The organism is Nostoc sp. WHI, assembly GCF_015714725.1.
Classification (GTDB): domain Bacteria; phylum Cyanobacteriota; class Cyanobacteriia; order Cyanobacteriales; family Nostocaceae; genus Nostoc.
The window spans coordinates 11112-28649 of sequence record NZ_WBKM01000039.1; the positions used below are offsets into that span (position 1 = coordinate 11112).

Consider the following 17538-nt stretch of genomic DNA (forward strand, 5'->3'; position numbering starts at 1 on the left):
ACTTAATTTCAAGATAATATCACTCGAAATGCATCAGCGATCGCCCAGATACAACAATAAAACCAACAGAATCAAGCTTAATTTGCGGCTGGCGAATTCCCTCTAAAATGGCTGTATTTAAAGCACTTTCTATTTTCAATTCTTCAGCGAGTGCATTATCTGAAGTTTGCTGGTTTAGACGCAGGCGTAATTGTTCTACTCTATTCTCTAATTTTTTCTCGGCAACCTTAGCAGAACTTTGGCACAAGTCAACAAAATCGGCACTATTGGCAAGTAATGCTAAAGAAGTATTACGCACTTGATAGCAAAAGTTTTGCCATTTACTAGGGTCAACAAAATCGTCAATAATTCCTAAGCGTTCTTTTGCCAGATTGTAATCTCGTTGTTGATTAGTGTTTTTATCTTTATATGGACGTTTCAAGATATTCAACAGCACTTTATCTTCAACAACACATATTGACTCGTTGCGACCATCAACATAGATAGTTTCTATAATTGGCGCAAATAAAGCATCGGCACGTCGCTGCAAGATTTTGAATTGAGAATTATCTAGTTTGTAATCGATTAAAACTTGTTTGGCAATTTTTAAATTTGTCTCGACTACATAATTGTATTGGAAACCAAACCACTCCATCCCTTGTTTAGCATCCCAAGATGCATCAGTGCGCCACATAGCAAAGGCTTGACCTCGATCATCACAGTCTATATAGTTTAAAAGCGCTTCTACAAATCCTTCCCCAACCCGAAATAGTTTAATACCAGAATTCTGATTTGCTATCCTGCGATTGTAAGTACCAAATTGGTCTAGATAACTATCAGAAAAACGGGTTTTTAACTCATTTATGGGAACCAAGGTACGCGTTGAAGGTTGATAACGTCGCATTTCTGATGAATCTGGGTTATTGAGTGCCCTGAATCCCAGGGCGTCACAAATCCAGCCTTCAATTGCTCGCTTAATTTCTAGATGACAAGCATCGTAATTATCTAAATCTTGAAAATACTGAGTTGCAATTTCATCGTTAGCGTCAATTTCATCTAAAGCATTCTGTTCGCTAATCTTTGCTATTTCAGCTTCAATTTGCTTTTGAATTGGCGAAACCATCTCCAACAGTCCAGCAGCACTTGATTGAAACAAAACTGTTTCTAATTCTGAAAGCTTTTCATGCACATAAAACTGTAAACTGGCAATTGATTGTTGGAAAATACCAAACCCATCTTTCAAAACTTGATACCAAGCATTGTGAGGACTATCTGGCAAATAAGGGCCAATCAATACACAAGATTGGATTCCAATTTTGCTACCAATGCGGTCAAGTCTGCCAATTCTCTGTTCTAATTGATTAGGCGACCAAGGAAGGTCAAAATGAATTAACCAATCGGCAAACTGAAGGTTACGCCCTTCTTCTCCAGAGCGATCGCATACTAAAATAAAACAGTTTGGGTTATTCTTGAACCTATTTAAGCCTTCCTCAACCTTCTCTGGTGATTCTCCAAATTGATGACTGGCTACTGTCTCTACACCAAAGCTATCAGACAAATACCGGACAATTTCTGCACAAGTTTGGACAAAATTGGTAAATATAATAAATTTAGGCAGAATATCCCCAGTAATTGGTCTACGAACTCTCTGCTGTATTCTCGTTAGAAACTCGTTTTTATTCTTCCGAACGTTTGCGGGAATTTTGAAATATATCCCTACCTGATTCAGCAGTACTGTTCTCAGATTTTCCGTGCGTTCTCCATCCTCTTGAGGTTGACGAATAATTTTTAGTAATGATTGGAGAATCTCTTCTTCCCCTGAAAATTTGGGGGTTGTAGTTAATATCCGAATATCATCTTCTTTAAACTCTTGGATGAGTTTAGAATGAGGTTTGCCAGTTAAACGTGCGGAAATTACTTGCTCTAAAATGCTTAACCAAGTACCAGAAGCTAGGAATAACAGCAGAAAAATTTGCTGATATTGCTGTTCATGAGGAGCGGTAGTCCGCCATTCATTGATGAGTTCGTAAATATCAGGCGATCGCTCATCCAAATCATACTCTTCTTTCGGCGTAAAGTTGCGGTCAAATATCACATCTTCCACCGCAGCCCGACGGTTCCGAAGCATTCGTCGATGCAGTCGATAAGTATCGCTGATGTGTGTCCGAATCCCTTGGACTATTTGCTCTTGCTCAGTGGAATTTGCTTGTAAACAATTTTCTAAATCATCTGCCAGATTCAATAAATATTTATCCTCAGCAAAGAGGTTTCGCAATTGCTGCAAGTTGTTTTTAAGAACAAGAGGCTCTGCATCTTCTTTAAAAGCAAGGAGAACTTTACCAATTTGCTGACGGCTTTCAATTTTGGTGCGAAAACCTGCTAAATCATCAAGTTTATAGGTTGTCGGGTCGAGCAAATGCAACATTGCCAGAAAATCTTGCTCATGGTTAAGAACAGGAGTAGCGGATAATAAAAGTAAGCGATCGCTTTTATGGGCAAGTTGTTTGCAAGTCTCAAAACGCTGGCGCACCGTTGCATCTTTAGAGGTCGCCATTGCTGCGATGTGATGAGCTTCATCTAAAATTAAGCAGCCTATTTTCGCTTTGAGGTTGACTTTATGGATATTTTCAACCGCCAGCACCGCTACCCGTTTCGGAAAATGAGAGATGTAAAACTTGTTTTCTAACTCCAACTGCCATTGTTTGAGCAAATATTGTGGAACTATGACCACCGCACCTTTTTTCGGTTCATCAAGGAGGAATTGACGGAGAATCGCACCTGCTTCGATGGTTTTTCCTAGTCCCACCTCGTCTGCTAGCAAATAGCGTTGAATTGGGTCTTCCAGCACCCGCCTTACTACTTCAACTTGGTGAGGATAAAGATCAATATTTGCCGAAATTAGTCCCGTCATTCCCCGACTTACAGCGCGTTGCTGAATTAAGGATTTGACGAAAGCCAATCTTTTGTCGTGGAAGTACGGCGTTTCGTGACCCTTCATTGCCAGAGTTTCAATGGGGTCAGTGTTGGGTAAATTGCAACGGACGTAAATTTCTTCTTCAGTAACAATTGCAGTTTTCTTGTCTGGTAAATCAATTTGATACATTTCTGTATCTTCATCCCAGATGAAAATTCTGCCAATTATCCATTGATCTTGGGTTCCCGATCTGATATAACATCGAGCCTGGGGTTCAAGCCTGACTTCAGAGAGCGAACTTAAAGGTAACGTTTTTTGAAGACGTTGCCCTATGGAGCAGAAATACTCAACGATCGCATTGGTATCAGATATTTCCGTAACTTTTCCGATACCCAAATAGTTATTCTGGGACTGTACCAATAAACCAAGCTTAATCATAGATCCAGTCACCTGAACACACTAAAAGAACCTTCCAGACAGTTTTTTAATCCAATCTGGCAATTTTGTCGATCAACATTATAAATAATAAACTGGCATCACAGTTTTATTATGGCGATCGCTCCATGCTTCAGCACATTTTCTCTAAGTATAAAATCTCGCCAATTAGTAACTAATTCTCTGCGTACCTTTGCGTTTCCCTCCGCGCCCCTTTGCGTTAAAATCCCCTTTTAACATTGACTTGATCACGCCACGATACAATTAAAATCATGTATCTTTACAACTTATGAAAATCAGAGACAACACAATTAAGTTAAATCAATATTTAAAATTGATGGGTATAGTACCAACTGGAGGGCAAGCCAAGCTGATGATTCAAGGAGGCGATGTCCAAGTAAACGGTATGCTTGAAACCCGACGAGGGCGGCGACTAGTACCAGGTGATAAAATAACAATAGAAGGACAGACTTTTGAGGTGAATTTGAACAACAGTGAAGACCAAGATATAGTAACAGATTTGCCCGAAGAAACTGAGTAAAATATTTTTCTGCCAAACTTGCAAGTCCCTCTAGTTCTCTTTTGTATTGTGAGTAATGCTACAAATTTCCAACAAAGTTATAATCCCCCAGAGCGATATTGAAATGACTGCGATTCGCTCACAAGGAGCAGGAGGTCAAAATGTGAATAAGGTTTCCACCGCTATTCATTTGCGTTTTGACATTGCGGCTTCATCATTACCGGATTATTATAAACAACAACTTTTAAAGCTGAATGATCGACGCATTACCCAAGAAGGAGTTGTGGTAATCAAAGCGCAGGAACACCGAAGCCAAGAGAACAATCGGGAGTCAGCTTTGAGACGACTTCAAGAACTTATTCAAAGCGCAGTTGTACTGACGAGAAAACGCAAACCCACCAAACCAACTTGCAGTTCTCAAAGAAAGCGCCTTGACTACAAAAGTAAGCATGGACAGATCAAGTCCAATAGAGGACAGGTGACAGATTGCTGATTTATCAATTAAACTTTGACACTCAATTTGGTTACAAAATCTTACCAGAGAATTAAGAATAATTTCTACTATTGACTCTGGTCATTTTTATGATTTAGTTGGTTAACTTGAGAATAGCAACTATTAAAGGTGAAAAAAGATGAATAAGACATTACTAACGATTTTGATGCTTGCACTCTTACTCTTATTCATTATCTCTCCCTTTGCTGCCCTTGCTAGTTTAATGATGATAGTGTTAGTTTCGGCGTTTTTCTCTTTAATAGGAAACTTGTTCCAAGCAATAATTGGTGGTGACACCAACCCAGGGTGAGCGCATCATGTCAATAAGAACAGTTCATTTGTAGTCTGTCTGGTTTTTTGTTTACTGCACAGAATGAATTAACTACAAAAACGAACCCGCATTGCTTGGCAGCCGTCAGCTGCCACAAACTCTCCATATTACAACGATTATCATTCTTATTCGAGTTCCTACCTAATTTTCTGAAACTCTTGTGTGATGGAGTCTTAGAGTATTGCACCTTGATCATTAATCTTTGATATTTAGATGCCTTTGCCCTGGACACCAACCCTAAAGGGAATTATTGTGATGTTACACGAAAAAGCCACTTGCAAGGGGCGATCGCTTTGGTACATTCCTTAAGAACACCGTTGCCTCATGGCGGAATAAATACCTCACTTATATATGGACGATGCCTGGGTTGATCTACATCTAGGCATTTCTAGTCTTTAGATAAGTAAAACTAATACTTTGTATCAGTTTTATCAAAGTAATAAAACTTGATTAAAAATTGTAAAGCAGTGTAAAGTAGTTTCACAGGCGAAAACAAAACCGCCTGATTCATTCACAAATAATCGCACTTATAAAACAATGACAGCAACCATTCAACGTCGCGAAAGCGCCAACACCTGGGAGCGGTTTTGTAGCTGGATCACCAGCACCAACAACCGCCTATACATCGGCTGGTTCGGCGTAGTAATGATCCCTACCTTGTTAGCCGCCACCGCTTGCTTCGTAATCGCCTTCATCGCCGCTCCACCAGTAGACATCGATGGTATCCGCGAACCAGTCGCAGGTTCCTTAATCTACGGAAACAACATCATTTCCGGTGCAGTAGTACCTTCCTCCAACGCTATCGGCTTGCACTTCTACCCAATTTGGGAAGCAGCATCTCTAGATGAGTGGCTGTACAACGGTGGCCCTTACCAATTGGTAGTATTCCACTTCCTGATTGGCGTATTCTGCTACTTAGGTCGTGAATGGGAACTATCCTACCGCTTAGGAATGCGTCCTTGGATTGCGATCGCTTACTCTGCACCAGTAGCAGCAGCATCAGCAGTATTCTTGGTATACCCCATCGGACAAGGTTCCTTCTCAGATGGTATGCCCTTGGGTATCTCTGGAACATTCAACTTCATGATTGTGTTCCAAGCAGAACATAACATCTTGATGCACCCCTTCCACCAATTAGGTGTAGCAGGTGTATTCGGCGGAAGCTTATTCTCAGCAATGCACGGTTCCTTGGTAACTTCTTCATTAGTGCGTGAAACCACCGAAAACGAATCACAAAACTACGGATACAAGTTCGGTCAAGAAGAAGAAACCTACAACATCGTTGCAGCCCACGGCTACTTTGGTCGTCTAATTTTCCAATACGCTTCCTTCAACAACAGCCGTTCACTGCACTTCTTACTCGCAGCATGGCCTGTAATCGGCATCTGGTTCACCGCCTTGGGTGTAAGCACAATGGCGTTCAACTTGAACGGTTTCAACTTCAACCAATCAATCATTGATTCTCAAGGTCGTGTGATCGGTACTTGGGCTGATGTAATCAACCGCGCTAACTTGGGTATGGAAGTAATGCACGAGCGCAACGCTCATAACTTCCCCTTAGATTTGGCTGCTGGTGATGTTGCTCCTGTAGCTCTAACCGCTCCTGCTATCAACGGTTAATTCTCTTTCTTTAGTTAAATAAAAAGCGCTCTCCTAGATAAGGAGAGCGCTTTTTGTTTTTGTGGGTTTTGTTAAGTCAAAAAGTTTCTTTAAATTTTCTATGGTATAGAATTAACTAAGTTAATGGTAAAGAAGGGAAAGCAAATAGTGGCGAATTTGTAGTAAAATTTGATGTATGGGATGATGTTTTTGGTGGTGGTTATCACTTAAATATAGAAAATGGTTCTGAGGAAAAAGAAGAAGTTGATGAACATACAGAGTCGCCAACATTTTCCGTTAATGAATATAAGTTAATCCAGGAGTATTTAAAAAAGCTTGATGCAGCAAAATGGCAAACTAAGTCATTTACCTGAATAAATTAGATTTGATATATCTTAATAGTATAAATTTTAGCTAACCTCTTGGACATTAACTTTTACGAAAACTCTAGATAAAATATTAAACCTCACCCTTTTTACTCAAGATTATGGGCAACACTTTTGGTCATTTATTTCGCATCACTACTTTTGGCGAGTCTCACGGCGGCGGTGTGGGGGTTGTGATTGATGGTTGTCCTCCACAACTAGAAATTTCCGCAGAAGAAATTCAAGTAGAACTAGATAGAAGGCGTCCAGGACAAAGTAAAATTACGACCCCTCGTAAAGAAGCGGATACCTGCGAGATTTTATCTGGGTTATTTGAAGGCAAAACTCTGGGAACGCCTATAGCAATTTTGGTACGAAACAAAGACACTCGTCCCCAAGATTACGACGAGATGGCTGAGAAATATCGTCCTTCTCATGCAGATGCAACTTATGATGCAAAATATGGCATTCGCAATTGGCAGGGTGGTGGTAGGTCGTCTGCGCGTGAGACAATTGGAAGAGTCGCAGCAGGTGCGATCGCTAAAAAAATTCTCCGTCAAGTTGCCAATATTGAAGTTATCGCTTACGTCAAGCGCATCAAAGACTTGGAAGGCGTAGTTGATCCAAATACTGTCACCTTAGAACAAGTGGAAAGCAACATCGTTCGCTGTCCCGATGCTGAATGTGGCGATCGCATGATTGAATTAATTGAAGAAGTTGGTAGACTTGGTGATTCTATCGGCGGTGTAGTGGAATGTGTAGCGCGAAATGTGCCCAAAGGTTTGGGCGAACCAGTATTTGATAAATTGGAAGCTGACATCGCTAAGGGTGTCATGTCTCTCCCCGCTAGCAAAGGTTTTGAAATTGGTTCCGGTTTTGGCGGGACGCTGTTAACGGGAATTGAGCATAACGACGAATATTATATGGATGAAAATGGTGAAGTCCGTACAGTAACTAACCGTTCTGGTGGTATTCAAGGAGGAATTTCCAACGGAGAAAATATTATTTTACGAGTTGCATTTAAGCCGACAGCAACAATTAGAAAAGAGCAAAAGACAGTAACTCGTGAAGGTGAAGAAACGTCATTAGCAGCGAAAGGACGGCATGATCCTTGTGTGTTACCGCGTGCAGTTCCAATGGTTGAGGCGATGGTGGCGTTAGTCTTGTGTGACCATTTGTTACGGCATCATGGGCAGTGTAAAGTCTTGTAGGGACTACGCTAGGAAGTACAGAAAATATTTATGCTTCGGGGGTGAGTTGTCTGACTCGCCCTTTTTTATTGGTATTGCTATAGTAGCGGATAACACATTTAACTACGTGCGATCGCATCTACTATCAATATGGCTAAAGAGTCTCAAAATCGGTCAAAACACTTCGCTGCTTTAAAGTCCAAGTACCAAGCAACTCAATATCAAGATTCATCACCCGCTAGTCTGCTGTATCTCATACTACGAAAACTTGACTTAGGAATTGAACTCACTGACTTAGAATTTAATTGGTTACAAGAGCATGAGCTTTTTGAAACCATTGAAATTATCTGGCTACAACAATTTAGGATGGGAGAATCAAAAAGACTAGAAGCTGAATTTTCTCATCTTAAAGCTAAGTATAAAGTTGCCAAAAATTTGGAATCATCAGTAGGCAGTGTTTTGTATCCGATACTTTGGAAACTTGAATCAGAGAATAGTTTGACTGATTCAGAAGTCAAATTATTGCAAGATAATAATCTTACTCAAATAGTTACAATTGCTCAAGATATAAAACGTTTTGCAGAACTAAAGAAAAAATATCAAGCTACTAAGTATCAAGATTCACATCCTGATAGCCGACTATATAGAATACTAAAAAAGCTAGATACAGAAGCAAGTTTAAATGATAATGAATACGAGTGGCTGTTAAATAATGAACTTTTTGAAGCTATAGAAATTTTTGAAAAACAAGACTCTGCAACACGAGCTAAATTTACCCAGCTAAAGAGTAAGTATCAAGCAAGCCAACACCCAGACACATCCTTATCAAGTCCATTATATCAAATACTGCAAAAACTTGATGCAGACGAAAAATTAATTGATTCAGAAATTGACTGGCTAGAAAGCCAAGGACTTACTGAAACAATTGCTATTGCTGAGGAACTCGAACGAAAACGAGAATATATTGCATTGAAGGCAAAGTATAAAGCTAGCCAATATGAAGATTTATCATCTGATAATTATTTATATGCAATTCTGAAAAAACTTGATTCAGAAACTCATTTAAATGAGCAAGATATTAATTTTTTAAGGCAGTCTCAATTGCCTGAAACAATTAAAATTGCTAATGATAAATATGCTTTTATCTTGAAGGCAAAGATAGTGTCATTAATCGTTATAAGCGATTCAGAAATTGACTGGCTGAAAAATAATGAATATGAAGATATCATTATTTTAGCCCAACACAAGCACTTTGCAGCGCTCAAGAGAAAATATGGATTGGTAGATCCTTTACTTCGGCTAGAGCCATTTTACGCAATCATGGTCAAACTAGAGAAAAAAGAACGGTTAGATCCTAAGTTTGTTTTTCAGCTTATGGAAGAGGGACTATTATCTAATGATGGGAAAATTGCTCTCGCCTATTACAAACTTGAAGCAGAGTTTTATGAGCAAGAATTTCACCGCACTGGACATAAATGGAATATTCCCACCGCTAGTGGTTATTGGCGCAAAGCAGATGAACCACAACAGGCTTTAAAACTTACTAACCTGGACTTAAATAGAGTCAACGACAGTAATCTAAAATCAGCTATTTTAGTCACTAGAGGAGCAGCATTCAGAGATATGGAGAACTTAGCTGATGCAGAAAGTTGTGCGAAAAAAGCTATGGAGTATCAGCCTGATAGTCATCAACCTTATACCTTAATGGGTGCTATATGTTATGACAGATATGACTATGAGCAAGGTAATTATTGGTTTGAACAAGCCATTCAACGTGGGGCTGAAACTGAAGATATAGATGCTGAAATCAAACGAGTAATCAGGAGTACAAAAGATGAGAAAAAACGACATGAAGCAGCAGAATATTTACTGAGAAAAGATGCACAACGCTATGCTTGGGCTAAATCTTATCTCAAAAAATCGCAAGATAATAGTAAATAAACTGGTTTGCATCGCTGAAATTTAAACAAATCACCAGATTGATTGATAGGTTTTGCTAGTGTTTATCATATATCCTTTAAGGGCGTAACGTCAGCGCTGGTAAGAGCGACGATGTTCATCATTTACAACTATTTAAGCCTTAATCCAAACGTATTGGATTTTAACCTTTAATCTTTCCGCTTTTATCTTTTGTTATATGTTGATGTGATTCATCTAACGTGCATGATGTCAACATTTGTTCAAAGACTTTGGAGATGGCAGTTTGAAAACGCTGACGATGCTTAAGTTTGAAAAAAGGTCGAATTATTTCTGCGTAGCTTGGCTCAGTGACCACCGTAGGCATCGTACCATAGCCCTTTCTATTATCAATAACTCGAATTGCTCGCAAAGTTCCCAACTGGATTTCTTTTTTTACCATTAATTCAGAAATTCCAATTGCACCTAAACCATTTTCAATCGCTGCTTTTGTCATCTCTCCACTGTTGAATACTAAAATTACATTGAGTTCACTGAGATTGATTCCCCAATTTTGTAGGGCTTCCTCAAACCTTTGCTGGGTACCAGAACCTGGTTCTCGCATCACCCAGGGAGTTTTAGTTAGTTGTGTTAAATCAATTTCTCCCCACTCAAACCAAGGGTGAGTTTGTCCCACCACAATTTGTAAGCGATCGCTCCCCACAATTTCGTATTCTAGAGTACTCTGAAGCGCTGGCTTAACATCTCCTTCTACCAAACCCAAATCAAACTGCCCTGTCGCCGTTCCTACACAAATCTCTTCTGTATTCGCCAGGCTACAGTTAATTTGAATGCTGGGATATCGACTCTTAAACTCACTAATCTTACTTGGTAGCCAGTAGTTACCAATTGTCAGACTCGACCCTAATTTCAACTCACCCCGTTGTAGATTGTTCAATTCCCGCAATCCCCTTTCAGTCAAAGTTACTTGATCGAGAATTTTCTGCGCTTCCACTTGGAGTAATCTACCAGCCTCAGCAATTTCAACATGGCGGCCAATTCGATGGAACAGTTTCACACCGTATTCTTGCTCTAAGTTGTGGATTGCAGCACTAACAGCAGGTTGTGTAATATAAAGCTCTTCTGCTGCACGAGTAAAGTGTAAGTGATGCGCCACAGCCAAAAATATTTTTAGCTGCTCAAGTGTCATCCCTGCCATTTATGTATTCCTAAGACTTGGTATCTAAATTTTAATCACTTACATTTATCATTTTGGCAAAAAAAAACATTTAATTCTATCGGTAAGTTCTTTTAAAGTATCAATACCTTTGCCAATTTACGAGGGTGAGTTGATATCTGAACTCCCTTTTCTCTGAGGCTTGGCAAAAACAATAAGTCCTAAAAATTCCTTCAAGGTTTCCCACAAGGTTTTTTAACGTATTGTCCGTAGTATCAAGGGTTTGATATTCCAAGCTACCTTATAAGCTAAACGCTTATGTATGGGTCATTTTGCCATTTTTGCCCAAATTTTTGTTGGCTCTTATTTTGGCAAAGGTATTGAAGTATAAATCATGCTTTCGACACGGATTCAAACAGTCAAAGCAGTGAAGTGTGTGAGGCCATTGTTCACCAGAAACAGAAGATATTGAATAAATTTATGAAGTAAAAATAAAAAGATTTTTTTAGGGGACACCCAGTGCGATCGCGTAGCGTCCCGTAGACAAAAAAGGTGTCCTTGTTTGAAACCCCTAAATTTCTTTATGGGTTTCCCTTCTGCGAATGTTCTTTTCAAAACCGAACCTTGTACAACTCGAATAATTCGGTTGATTTCTGCGTTATTACTTTAGCACCAGTAGCTTTAATCGTTTTTTCCCACTCAGCTAAAGGTTCTAGAAACACCTCAGCCCCCAGATAGGTTTCTAAAACAGCCCAATCCTCCGCTAAAGGCTGTTCTGGATTAAGGATGTCAAATACAAAATGGCCACCTGGTTTCAACACCCGCTTGACTTCTATCAGTACAGCATTCCAATATTCAAGGGGAAAATAACAACTAAATCCCGTTGCGATCGCAAGATCAAATTGCTCTGATGAATAGCTTAACTGATCAGCTGCTCCCAATTCAACACCTTTGAACAGCTTGGAATTCAATTGCGGCCCACGGGAGTTAAGGGTATCCCGTGCCACATTACTGATTTCTTGCCCATGAAAAAATGCTTGCCAATCCCGCCAAGGATAAATTAAAAAGCTGATACCACAGCCAATATCTATACAATGCTGATTTTTTTGAGGTTGAGCAATTTCCCAGAAACGGGAAGCAATTCTTCCTGAGAAACTACCTCCAATCCACTCCCGAAATATCGGCATCGCTTGTACTTCTGTTGGCAGTTCAAAGGTTTCACCTTGATACTCTCGGTTAAAGCGATAGGCTATTTGGGCTAATCTTTCGTCCCAGTTGGTTGATTTTTGTGAAGTAAAGAGATTTTGGAACTGCGAATCGGACTTTTTAGACATTTAGGTTTTTGCTGCTCTTTCTAAGGATTGTAGTCAAATTCGCAGTGCGATCGCATCTCCTGCTGCGGTTTGTCCCACTTCGTAGGTGTAGCCAACATCCCAAAAGCTGATACTGTAGTCAGTGCTTGTAGCAAAGCAGAATAAAAATTCTAGATCGGTAAAACGCGATAAATCGTCGTCACGACGAAAGATTGATTATTGTAGAGACGGCGATTTATCGCGTCTTTTGCCTTAACCGAAACGTATTGATTGAAATGGTTGCAACAAAATACCACTAATTTTATCAACATCATTGATGTAGTATTCAACTATATCAATGTATGCTGTTACTCCTTCCAACATTAAAAACCGCCAGTTGGTTCCACTAGTGACAACTCCATAGATTGTCTTAACTTCTTGTTGAGCATTTTGATTGAATAATTGGGCAGCTATCATAGTGGCAATACATTGTCCTAAACCACCTTTGATATTTTCATTTTTTGCCTCAATAATTGTAAGCACAGGCGCTTTAATGTAAAACTGTTCTTCCGAACCACAGAGAATGAAATCACAAAATCCATTCAATCCTTTACTACTATCTACATCAAAATCTGTTCCAGAAAACAGTGATATTTGATAACTTAACTGTCGTCTAACTTCCGTCAGAACTGGCATAATTAGTAATTCTGAACGGGCTTTTTCCGTGTTGATGGCAGTTGCTAGTTGAGTATATTCTTCTAAGAGCGTTGTTAAGCTAGCGGAAGGTTGAATAGGCAATACATCTTTGAATAGATTCCGCTTTTCATCAATTACAAGTTGAAACGTTTCTCGAACTTTGATAAGTGTGAAATCACTGTATGCCATCTGCAACATCCTCAATTATTCACAACTAAACTATAGCGGTTGTGCGGACAATCTGGTTGCTATCTTGAGTAGTTCTTACGTAAGTCCTGCGCTAATCGGTCGTGCTGTTGCAAGATTTCATCAATATACAGTAATCCTATTTGATTTGTAAGAATTGCAAGCCACAGATCCCCGACTTCTCAAAGAAGTCGGGGATCTTGTTTCTGCGCGTTTAATTCAGGATTGCTATATCACGCTAAATCGAAAAGCAAGATTTCGCCGCCGATGTTGGTGCTAATTTCTAGCTGTTCTTCGCCATTGATTTGCACACCATCGCCTGCTCTGAGTTCCTCTCCGTTTAAGTTGACTACACCTTGCGCTATTTGTAACCAGGCGTAACGATGAGGTTTTACTTGATAATTGACAACATCACCATCCTTTAAAACAGATACGTATAAATCAACATCCTGGTAAATTCTTACAGCACCATCGCGCGCATCTTTAGCAGCAATTAAGCAGAGTTTGCCTTGCTTTTCTTCGAGGGAAAAGTTTTTCTGTTCATACCTTGGTTTCAACCCTTGCTGCTCAGGTAAAATCCAGATTTGTAGCAAGTGGAGAGCTTCCGTAGGTGAGGGATTAAATTCGCTGTGGCTGATCCCAGTTCCAGCGCTCATAATCTGTGCGTCACCGGGACGAATCACTGACCCTGTACCCAAGCTATCTTTATGCTCTACTGCACCTTCTAAGACGTATGTGAGGATTTCCATGTCTTTATGACTATGGGTAGGAAATCCAGCACCAGGGGCAATGCGATCGTCGTTGATCACCCGCAGAGAGCGAAATCCCATGCGGTTAGGATCGTAAAAACTACCGAAGGAAAATGTATGATAACTATCGAGCCAGCCTATTTGAGCATGACCACGTGCATTTCGATCATGAATTAGGTGATTAATTGTACTTTGAGCCATAGATTTACCTCGCAGTTAATTATTTTTTAGTAGAGAATTCAAAAGTTAGAATTCTTACTAGACCTCTTGCATAAATGCTTAAATTGTCATGTTAAGCAGAGCTAAACATAGGAGTGAGATTTTTCTCTCTACTGCCTTCCGCTCAGAATGACATTCCTGATTTTTTGATTTTTGCAAGAGGTCTATTGATTAAACGTATTTTTGAACTATTTAGATAGTAAAGCATATACATATCAAATGAAAAGTACGCACTTTAAAGTAACGTACTTACCAAAAAGATACTGTGAGATTTTAAGTTAAATCATTGAATAATAAAATTTTGGACTTCTTAAAGAAACCATTTTGCTAGGATGTGTTAGGCGCATCTTTCGATATAATTTTTCACGAAAGAAAATGTAATCCAATACATTGACCAATCATATACACGAATAACCCTTAATTGAACCGGATTTAAATATAATCAAAGCGCTTAACGTACCGCTATATAATATGGTGCGTTAGGCTGAAGCCCTTCGGGTTTGCCAGTCGCTTCAAGTCTGTAAACCCGCCCACGGCGTTGACCACCATAACGCACCATACTTAAGATTTAACTAAATTTGAGAAAGGCTACTTTTCTCAGAAGTGCTTATTTGACAGCAGCAGGTATCTTTTGAGTTTTAGTAGTATCCGCTTTTCCATTCTCTGCCTTAATTTCTGCTACTTGCAGATGAGCTTCTAAGAACCAGAGTCGTTTATCAATGGTGCGGGAAATTTCGGTGTAAAGATCAGCCGTATCAGCATCATCTAATTCATCAGTTGTAGCGATCGCTCCCCGGATATGTTTAGCATAAAGTGCAAAGCGATCTGACAACGCTGTTACGTGGTCTTTGCCATCCAAAACATCTAAGGCATATTCTGGCAGAATTGAATTACTAGCAGCAGCGCGGACTGTTCCAAAAGCGTATCCACCTAAAGCTGTGATCCGTTCAGCTACCATATCGATGTACTCTTCCAATTCCCCAGCAAGTTCATCAAATAACAGGTGTAGCTGGTAGAAGTCAGTTCCTTTAACATTCCAGTGCGCTTGCTTTGCTTGGGTTTTCAGATCCGAAGTAGCTGCCAAGGTTTGGTTAAGAAGTACTACAATTTGCACTCGCGCTTCGGCAGGAATGTCAATGCGGGTAGGGTATAGACGTGATGAAATGGTGTTGTCGCTCATAATTCTACGTTAGTGGCTTTTACAATTAACTCTACAGATACTTGTGGGCTATGCGAAACTCTCTGACGACAGATGGAATTAACGCTTGAATATGTTAAGGTTTATGACTAGTAGGTTAGACACGATGGTTTTCTATGGTATTGAATGTACCACCGAAAAGGCGTAGGCGCAGCCCGCCGCAGGCATCGCGAATTGCATCACTTTGTAAGAAGTCATGGGGAAAGCCTAGTTCAATTTGACTCACTTCATTTAAGCGTTGCAAATGTTCTGGTGAGAGCGTGACATTTAGAGAAGCTAAGTTGTCTTGAAACTGAGTTAATTTACGTGCCCCAATAATCGGAATAATCACCCCACTTTGAGCGCGTAACCAAGCTAATGCTACCTGTGAAGGTGTGTGTCCAATTTCTGCTGCAACTTGGCTAACTAATTTTGCGATCGCTAAATTTCTGAGATAAATTTCTCCGCCAAAAGTTGCGAGTCGCCCTTGTTCGCCAACTTCTTTCGGATATCTTGCCAAATTTACAACTTAAACTCGACGACATTATACATATTTAACCATCGCCACAGTATCGGAAAGCAAGTGAATAAAGTAGCGATCGCTACGGTTTTCTAAGCTAGAATACCAAAGTTGTGTTTAGACACATCTGACAAGTAAATTGCAAAAGAGCTATTATTTTTATGACTTACTACGTAATCTACGATGGCAATTGTAATCTCTGCGTTACCTCAGTACAATTGCTTGAAACTTTAGACAAAGGAAAGCTGTTTCTCTACGCTCCCATGCAAGACGAGCAGACCCTTTTACAATGGGGAATTACAGCCCAAGACTGTGAACAGGGGATGATTTTAATTGATGGTAATCAACCCCAAAGACGTTGGCAAGGCAGTAACGCAGTAGAAAAAATTGGGCGATTATTGCCAGCAGGAAGCATATTTGTAGACGCTTATCGAGCATTACCGGGGATGAAGTGGGCAGGCGATCGCTTTTACGAACAAATCCGCGATAATCGTTACACCATCTTTGGTAAGCGTTCTAATACTTATCAATCTTCATACTGCGTGGATGGTAGCTGTAAAACAGGTAATGAGCAATTTTGAGCCTGAGCTAGCATTTAGTCCAAATTAGATGGTGGTTTGGATCATTTATTTCTTGGATTACTCTAAGTCAGCAATTGCTGGACAAAACTACACTGAATGATACATTGGAGCAGTTTACAAATACCCAAATCAACTGACCAACTGTACTAGGCTAATTGCGAAGTCGTGGGGTGGGCGTTGCTCACCTTGCTTTTTCTGTAAGATACCATAAAGATAGACTCTAGGAGGTGATGGGTATGACTTCGGCAACCAATCAGCAGGCACTTATTATTCCTACCGAGCGTGGACTCACGATCGCTGGCACGCGCACTAGCCTTTATGATGTGATCGATCTCTTGAAGGCTCATTATCCTCCTAAACTGATTCGTGACACGTTTAACCTCACGGACGCACAAATTAATGCAGCTTTGTCCTACATTAAGGCAAATCAGTCTCAAGTCGAGGCTGAGTATCAGGAGGTTCTTCAAAACAGAGAAGAAATTCGTCGGTACTGGGAAGATCGCAACCGTGAACGCTTTGCTCGAATCGCAACAATGCCACATAAACCAGGGCAAGAAGGGTTTTGGGCAAAGCTTGAGGAGCAGAGAGCGAGACGTGCTGCACAAAAACAATGACTTTCTTAGTTGACTACAATCTCGACGGTTACGCGCTGATTTTTCTCGGTATATTGGCAAAACGTGGTTGGCTAGAGTTCCAATCTGTCCAATTTGTCACCTTTAGAGAGGCTGAACTGTCAATGGAAAGTAGTGATGTCTAACGACAAGCCGCTTCGCGTCTACGCGTAGTCTGGCGTTATGCTCAAGAGCATCAGATGATGATCCTCACTGCTAACCGAAATATGAAGGGTGAGGATTCACTTGAGCAGGTTATGCGGGAAAAGAATACAGAGAACTCGTTTCCAGTGTTGACGATTGGGAATCTCGATCGTTTGAGTGAAGCTGAATATCGAGAGTGTTGTGCTGAACGGCTGATCGAAATCGCTGTAGATCTTGATAATTACAAAGGGGTTGGTCGGCTGTTCATTCCATGATATCGTCGGCTACGCTTAAGAATTAAAGCGATCGCAGTCTTGTCGGTGAGAAGCACGGCATAACATGAGTGGGCGTTAGATGATAAATAGCTAATTAGACAGAATTTGTCTTGATAAAAAATCCGCCTCCAGGTGCTAGCAAAAACTCTGCTAGACCAACCATTATGCTATCTGGCGCGTTTGTAAACA

14 protein-coding genes and 2 pseudogenes are annotated in these 17538 nt (G+C 40.2%); 9 read left to right on the forward strand and 7 right to left on the reverse strand.

Going from position 1 to position 17538, the window contains the following annotated elements:
• Positions 1-19: 19 nt before the first annotated feature.
• Positions 20-3331, reverse strand: a complete 3312-nt coding sequence (gene dpdE / locus F8S12_RS03830) for a protein DpdE (protein WP_196514891.1) — start codon at positions 3329-3331, stop codon at positions 20-22.
• Between the two features lie 286 nt (positions 3332-3617).
• On the opposite strand from dpdE, the gene F8S12_RS03835 reads away from it, so the two are divergent.
• The 6 genes from F8S12_RS03835 (at position 3618) to F8S12_RS03860 (ending at position 9767) form a co-directional block, all read left to right on the forward strand.
• Positions 3618-3869, forward strand: coding sequence for an RNA-binding S4 domain-containing protein (locus tag F8S12_RS03835; protein ID WP_196514893.1), 252 nt, complete (start codon positions 3618-3620; stop codon positions 3867-3869).
• Between the two features lie 55 nt (positions 3870-3924).
• Positions 3925-4341, forward strand: a complete 417-nt coding sequence (gene arfB / locus F8S12_RS03840; protein WP_196514895.1) for an alternative ribosome rescue aminoacyl-tRNA hydrolase ArfB — start codon at positions 3925-3927, stop codon at positions 4339-4341.
• Between the two features lie 139 nt (positions 4342-4480).
• Positions 4481-4651 (forward strand): hypothetical protein, encoded by a 171-nt coding sequence (locus F8S12_RS03845; protein ID WP_196514897.1) that lies wholly within the window; start codon positions 4481-4483, stop codon positions 4649-4651.
• A gap of 558 nt (positions 4652-5209) precedes the next feature.
• Positions 5210-6292: a photosystem II q(b) protein gene (gene psbA, locus F8S12_RS03850; protein ID WP_196514899.1), complete on the forward strand. Its 1083-nt coding sequence runs from the start codon at positions 5210-5212 to the stop codon at positions 6290-6292.
• 466 nt (positions 6293-6758) lie between these two features.
• Positions 6759-7847 carry a chorismate synthase gene (gene aroC, locus F8S12_RS03855; protein ID WP_196514907.1) on the forward strand — a complete coding sequence of 363 codons (1089 nt, stop codon included), beginning with the start codon at positions 6759-6761 and terminating at the stop codon, positions 7845-7847.
• 345 nt (positions 7848-8192) lie between these two features.
• Complete coding sequence (locus tag F8S12_RS03860; protein ID WP_331001342.1) at positions 8193-9767, forward strand: hypothetical protein; 1575 nt, start codon at positions 8193-8195, stop codon at positions 9765-9767.
• A gap of 160 nt (positions 9768-9927) precedes the next feature.
• Here the strand turns inward: F8S12_RS03860 and F8S12_RS03865 are convergent, their stop codons facing one another.
• From F8S12_RS03865 to F8S12_RS03890, 6 genes and pseudogenes are all read right to left on the reverse strand, one after another.
• Positions 9928-10941, reverse strand: a complete 1014-nt coding sequence (locus tag F8S12_RS03865; RefSeq protein ID WP_196514911.1) for a LysR substrate-binding domain-containing protein — start codon at positions 10939-10941, stop codon at positions 9928-9930.
• Positions 10942-11510: 569 nt separating this feature from the next.
• Positions 11511-12233, reverse strand: coding sequence for a class I SAM-dependent methyltransferase (locus F8S12_RS03870; protein ID WP_196514913.1), 723 nt, complete (start codon positions 12231-12233; stop codon positions 11511-11513).
• A gap of 231 nt (positions 12234-12464) precedes the next feature.
• Complete coding sequence (locus tag F8S12_RS03875) at positions 12465-13076, reverse strand: hypothetical protein (RefSeq protein ID WP_196514915.1); 612 nt, start codon at positions 13074-13076, stop codon at positions 12465-12467.
• Between the two features lie 230 nt (positions 13077-13306).
• On the reverse strand, positions 13307-14023 hold the full coding sequence (locus F8S12_RS03880; protein ID WP_196514916.1) for a pirin family protein: 717 nt from the start codon (positions 14021-14023) through the stop codon (positions 13307-13309).
• Positions 14024-14648: 625 nt separating this feature from the next.
• A complete protein-coding gene (dps, locus tag F8S12_RS03885; protein ID WP_196514918.1) occupies positions 14649-15221 on the reverse strand; it encodes a DNA starvation/stationary phase protection protein Dps in 573 nt (190 codons plus the stop codon).
• 115 nt (positions 15222-15336) lie between these two features.
• Positions 15337-15711, reverse strand: a pseudogene (locus F8S12_RS03890) (aldo/keto reductase); the annotation flags it as partial.
• A 188-nt stretch (positions 15712-15899) separates the two neighbouring features.
• Between F8S12_RS03890 and F8S12_RS03895 the strand changes: the two are divergent.
• The 3 genes and pseudogenes from F8S12_RS03895 (at position 15900) to F8S12_RS03905 (ending at position 17349) form a co-directional block, all read left to right on the forward strand.
• The gene (locus tag F8S12_RS03895; protein WP_196514920.1) at positions 15900-16319 is read left to right on the forward strand and encodes a thiol-disulfide oxidoreductase DCC family protein; all 420 of its coding nucleotides are present in this window, start codon (positions 15900-15902) and stop codon (positions 16317-16319) included.
• Between the two features lie 236 nt (positions 16320-16555).
• Positions 16556-16933: a DUF433 domain-containing protein gene (locus tag F8S12_RS03900; RefSeq protein WP_196514922.1), complete on the forward strand. Its 378-nt coding sequence runs from the start codon at positions 16556-16558 to the stop codon at positions 16931-16933.
• A pseudogene (locus F8S12_RS03905) lies at positions 16930-17349 on the forward strand (ACP S-malonyltransferase). Before F8S12_RS03900 ends, F8S12_RS03905 begins: the two are co-directional and overlap by 4 nt.
• Positions 17350-17538: the final 189 nt, after the last annotated feature.